This is a genomic window from uncultured Chitinophaga sp., assembly GCF_937874145.1.
Taxonomy (GTDB): domain Bacteria; phylum Bacteroidota; class Bacteroidia; order Chitinophagales; family Chitinophagaceae; genus Chitinophaga.
In genome coordinates, this window is sequence record NZ_CALNBI010000335.1 from 1 (window position 1) to 4,899 (window position 4,899).

A 4,899-nucleotide genomic window follows, 5' to 3' on the forward strand; every position below is an offset into this window, starting at 1 on the left:
AGCTCGACACGCCGCAGCAAATCGTGGATAATTTCCAGACGAAAATCTGGGCCTTCCGCGCGTCCGATACTTTCCGCCTCATCCGCGACCTGCGCGCGCATCCTGCCGTGACGTCCTGCTTCGCTTTCGGGGAATACCTGCACGTGGTGCTGACAACCGATCCGGCCTCCGTGAAAAACGATCTGCTGGCCTATCACCCGGAAATTGAATACAAACCAGCCCAAACCGGCATAGAAGATGTTTTCATGGCCCTCATGCAGGCGCAAACCGAACCATCATGACGCAACCCGCCATCATCACCAACGTGCTCACCAAGCGTTTCGGGGATTTCATCGCCACCAACGCCATCACTTTTGAAGTGGCGCAGGGAGAAATTTTCGGGTTCCTGGGTGCCAACGGGGCCGGCAAAACCACCGCCATGCGCATGCTCTGCGGGCTGCTGAAGCCCAGCAGCGGCGAAGCCCGCGTGGCAGGGTTCGACATCTACACTCAAACGGAAAAGATCAAGCAGCGGATCGGTTACATGAGCCAGAAATTTTCGCTGTACGAAGACCTTACCGTCAAAGAGAATATCCGCTTCTACGCCGGGATCTACGGCCTCAGCAACCAGCAGATCCGCGAGAAAACAGCCGGCTTGCTGGCGAAGCTCCGGATGGAAGACGAGGCGGACAAGCTCGTGAGCGCGCTGCCGCTGGGGTGGAAGCAGAAATTATCTTTCTCCATCGCCGTCATCCACGAACCCTCGATCGTATTCCTCGACGAGCCCACCGGCGGGGTGGACCCCATCACCCGCCGCCAGTTCTGGGACCTGATCTACGAATCCGCCAGCAAGGGCGTCACCATTTTCGTGACCACGCACTACATGGACGAAGCGGAGTACTGCAACCGCATTTCGATCATGGTGGACGGGAAGATCCGGGCGCTGGACACGCCGGCCGCGCTGAAGCAACAATTCGGCGCCGCCACGATGAATGATGTTTTCCTTCAGCTCGCCAGGGCCAAATCCTGAATCATGAAACAGTTTTTCGAATTCGTCAAAAAAGAGTGTTTTCACATATTCCGCGACCGGCGAACGCTGATCATCCTGTTCGGCATGCCGGTGGTGCTAATCGTGCTGTTCGGGTTTGCCATCACCAACGAGATCCGCCACGCCCGCATCGCGGTGCTGGACCAGTCGAAAGACGCCCTGAGCCAGGGGCTCGTCCGCAAGATCACGGCTTCCGCTTATTTTGATCTTACCGAAAACATCCGCGGCGAAAAAGACATCATGCCGGCCTTCCGCAAAGGCGATATCCGGATGGTGATCGTGATCCCTGCCAACTTCGCGCGGGATTTTGTGCGGGAAAGAAAAGCTTCCGTGCAGCTGCTCGCCGATGCTTCAGACCCCAACACTTCCACCACGCTCATCAATTACATCAATGCCATCCTCCTGCAATACCAGCAGGAAGAAACGGGCATGCGGCACCTGCCGCTGACGGTCAGCCCGGAAGTGCGGATGGTGTACAACCCGGCGCTGAAGAGTGTTTTTCTTTTTGTCCCGGGCGTGATGACGCTGATCCTCATGCTGGTATGCGCCATGATGACGTCCATCACCATCACCCGGGAAAAGGAACTGGGCACGATGGAAATCCTGCTCGTGTCGCCGCTCAGGCCGGTACTGATCATCGCGGGGAAGGTGGTGCCGTATGTGCTGTTGTCGTTCGTGATCGCCATCATTATACTCGTGCTGGGCGCAGGGATATTCGGGATGCCGCTGAAGGGAAGCCTGTTGCTGCTGTTGGGCGCCTGCGGGCTGTTTTGCCTCACGGCCCTTTCGCTTGGCATTCTCATTTCAAGTGTTACAAACTCGCAGCAAACGGCCATGATGATCTCGATGATGGGGCTGCTGCTCCCCACGATCCTCCTCAGCGGTTTCGTGTACCCGATCGAGAGCATGCCCGTGCCGTTGCAGATACTGTCGAACATCCTGCCGGCGAAATGGTTCATTATTATTTTAAAGGATATCATGCTGAAGGGAAGCGATTTGCGCCACATTGCCCTGCCGATGGGCGTGCTGGCGGGTATGACCTGCTTTTTCCTGGCGGTGAGCCTCCGTAAATTCAAAACCCGCTTGAGCTGATGCGTACCATATTTTTCATATTGCAGAAAGAGTTTTTGCAGATTTTCCGCAATAAATCGATGCTGCCCATCATTTTCGTGGTGCCGGTGGTGCAATTGCTGGTGCTCGCTTTCGCCACGAACTACGAAATCCGCGACCTTTCCATCGACATCGTGGACCACGACGGCGGCAACTGGAGCCAGCAGCTAAAAGGGAAACTCCTTTCCTCCGGCTACTTCCGGCTGCACGCGCAAACCACCGACGACCAGGCGTTCGACGACCTTGCCTCCAATAAGGCCGATCTCATCCTCACCATCCCGCAACATTTCGAGCGCGACCTGGTCCGCAACAGCGAGGCCGGCGTGCAGTTGCTGGTAAACGCCATCAACGGCAGCAAAGCCGGTCTGGCTGCAGGTTATGCGCAAAGCATCATCGGCGATTTCAACCGCCGCATCCGCCTGGAATGGATGGCGATGGATGAAGACGATGCGCCTTCGCATTTCGATATGAGCTTCCGGTATTGGTTCAACCCCGGACTGAATTACAAGTGGTTCATGGTACCGGGGATCCTCGTGGTGCTGGTAACGCTGATCGGGGCGTTTTTGTCGGGAATGAATATCGTGAAGGAAAAGGAAGCGGGAACGATTGAACAGCTCAATGTGACGCCTATCCGCAAGCACCAATTCATCATCGGGAAGCTGCTTCCCTTCTGGATCATCGCGTTATTCGAACTGGCATTCGGGCTCACCGTGGGCAAACTGGTGTTCGACCTGCCTTTTGCCGGCAACCTGGGTTGGATTTTCCTGTTTGCGGCGGTGTACCTGATGGTGATGCTGGGCCTGGGGCTGTTGATCTCCACCTTCACGGAAACGCAGCAGCAGTCGATGTTCGTGACCTGGTTTTTCCTGATCATCTGCATCCTCATGAGCGGGTTGTTTACGCCGGTAGAAAGCATGCCGGAATGGGCGCAACGGATCACACAGTTCAATCCTGTGGCTTATTTCGTGAAAGTGATGCGAATGGTGATGCTGAAAGGGAGCGGCTGGGCGGATATTAAAATGTACCTGGGCATTATGGTGCTTTTTGCCGTGGCGGTGAATGCCGTTGCGATCTGGAACTACCGTAAAACCGTTTAAATATTTAACAGTGTAACAGTTGTAGGAAACAGACGGCCGGGGCTTCGCGCTCCGGCTTTTTTATTTCAGCAGCTGGTGCGCCAGTTTGCCGAGCGTCTTCAGCCCGTCGTCTACCGTTTTGCTCCAGGGGTTTGAGTAGCTGATACGCATGCAGTTGTAATACCGGTCCTGCAGCGTGAAAATGCGCCCCGGTGCAAAATTGATCTTGCGGCGGAGGGCTTGTTCGTACAGCTCGATGGTATTGATGTTTTCGTTCAGCTCCAGCCAGAGAACATACCCGCCCTGCGGGCGCGTTACGCAGGTATCTTCCGGGAAGTAATCGGCGATGGCCTGCTGGTAGCGGAGGCATTGGGTATGCAGCATTTTGCGCAGGTTGCGCATATGGTGCTCGTAACGGCCGTTTTCCAGGAAATGCCCGATGGCGGCCTGGGGAAGCGTGGCGCTGGAAATGGTATGGTTGAGCTTCAGGCGCAGGACGCGGCTTTTGTATTTGCCGGGAACGGTCCAGCCCACGCGGTACCCTGGCGCGAGGGATTTACTGAAAGAATTGCACAGGAGCACATTGCCGTTGCGGTCGTATTGCTTGCAGCTGCTGGGACGGAGCTTCCCGAAATACAGGTCGGCGTATATATCGTCTTCGATGAGCGGAATATCATACTTGTTGACGAGGCGCACCAGTTCCCGCTTGTTTTTGTCGGGCATTGTGGAGCCGATGGGGTTGGAGAAATTGGTGACGAAAACGCAGGCTTTGATTTTGAACTTGGGGATGGCTTTGTCGAGATATTCTAGATCCACCCCACAGATGGGATCCGTGGGCACTTCGAGCACCTTGAGGCCGAGGCTTTCGGCAAGCTGGAAGGTGCCGCTGTAGGCGGGGCTTTCCAGGGCGATGACATCACCGGGCTGGGTGGTGGCGGAAAGGCAGAGGGTAAGGGCATCCATGCAGCCGGTGGTGGTCACCACGTCGTGCTCCGTAATGCTGCCGCCCCATTGGATACTCATCCGTGCGATCTGTCGGCGGAGGCAGAGATTGCCCTGGAGGTCTTCGTAACTGAGCCCGCCATTCGTTTCCCGTACCGCCTGGATCATGCTTTTGGCGAGCTTGGCGGAGGGGAGGAGCTGTTCGGACGGAGAGGCCGTCGAAAACCGCAGCAGATCCGGCCCGTGATGCGAAAATACCTCCGTGATCATCTCGCTGACATTCACTTCCGTCGCCTTTTTCACTGGCCGCGTGGCGCTGGGCAGCTCAGGCAGCCGCCGCGGAGAGAAACACACGTAATAACCGGACTTCGGGCGCGGCTCGATCAGTCCCTTTCCCTCCAGGTGATAATACGCCTGGAAAACGGTGCTCATGCTGATGCCCTGTTCCTTGCTGAGCGAGCGGACAGATGGCAGTTTGTCGCCGATCCGGATCACTTCTTTTTCGATCATGGCCTGGATCCGGTCGGCCACCTGGAGATACAGATGTTCCATGTTACGCGGTTTCTGATATGGTCGAAATTACGAAAATGAAATCTGTTCCAATGAAAAAATCCTATCTTCCCTTTATAAAACGGTATCGCATGCATCACTTGCCTTTCAGCCTGGAATTACGTTTGCGCACACAATATTTATCGCTGGGGGAGATGACCGGCCCGGTGTCGGATGAGATCCTCCGGCAGGAAG

4 protein-coding genes and 1 pseudogene are annotated in these 4,899 nt (G+C 55.9%); 4 read left to right on the top strand and 1 reads right to left on the bottom strand.

The features are described 5' to 3' along the window. The 4 genes and pseudogenes from Q0510_RS16520 to Q0510_RS16535 form a co-directional block, all read left to right on the top strand. Positions 1–281, top strand: a pseudogene (locus Q0510_RS16520) (hypothetical protein); the annotation flags it as partial. Next, positions 278–1,009 (top strand): ABC transporter ATP-binding protein, encoded by a 732-nt coding sequence (locus Q0510_RS16525; protein ID WP_298714245.1) that lies wholly within the window; start codon positions 278–280, stop codon positions 1,007–1,009. The pseudogene Q0510_RS16520 and the gene Q0510_RS16525, both read left to right, overlap by 4 nt. 3 nt (positions 1,010–1,012) lie before the next feature. Beyond that, positions 1,013–2,119 carry an ABC transporter permease gene (locus Q0510_RS16530; RefSeq protein WP_298714248.1) on the top strand — a complete coding sequence of 369 codons (1,107 nt, stop codon included), beginning with the start codon at positions 1,013–1,015 and terminating at the stop codon, positions 2,117–2,119. After that, positions 2,119–3,234: an ABC transporter permease gene (locus Q0510_RS16535; RefSeq protein ID WP_298714251.1), complete on the top strand. Its 1,116-nt coding sequence runs from the start codon at positions 2,119–2,121 to the stop codon at positions 3,232–3,234. Before Q0510_RS16530 ends, Q0510_RS16535 begins: the two co-directional genes overlap by 1 nt. 60 nt (positions 3,235–3,294) lie before the next feature. Here the strand turns inward: Q0510_RS16535 and Q0510_RS16540 are convergent, their stop codons facing one another. Then, positions 3,295–4,707, bottom strand: coding sequence for a PLP-dependent aminotransferase family protein (locus Q0510_RS16540; RefSeq protein ID WP_298714254.1), 1,413 nt, complete (start codon positions 4,705–4,707; stop codon positions 3,295–3,297). Positions 4,708–4,899: the final 192 nt, after the last annotated feature.

Coding starts and splice junctions, on each gene's coding strand:
- Q0510_RS16525 (WP_298714245.1), top strand. CDS start 278: ATGACGCAACCCGCCATCATCACCAACGTGCTCACCAAGCGTTTCGGG.
- Q0510_RS16530 (WP_298714248.1), top strand. CDS start 1,013: ATGAAACAGTTTTTCGAATTCGTCAAAAAAGAGTGTTTTCACATATTC.
- Q0510_RS16535 (WP_298714251.1), top strand. CDS start 2,119: ATGCGTACCATATTTTTCATATTGCAGAAAGAGTTTTTGCAGATTTTC.
- Q0510_RS16540 (WP_298714254.1), bottom strand. CDS start 4,707: ATGGAACATCTGTATCTCCAGGTGGCCGACCGGATCCAGGCCATGATC.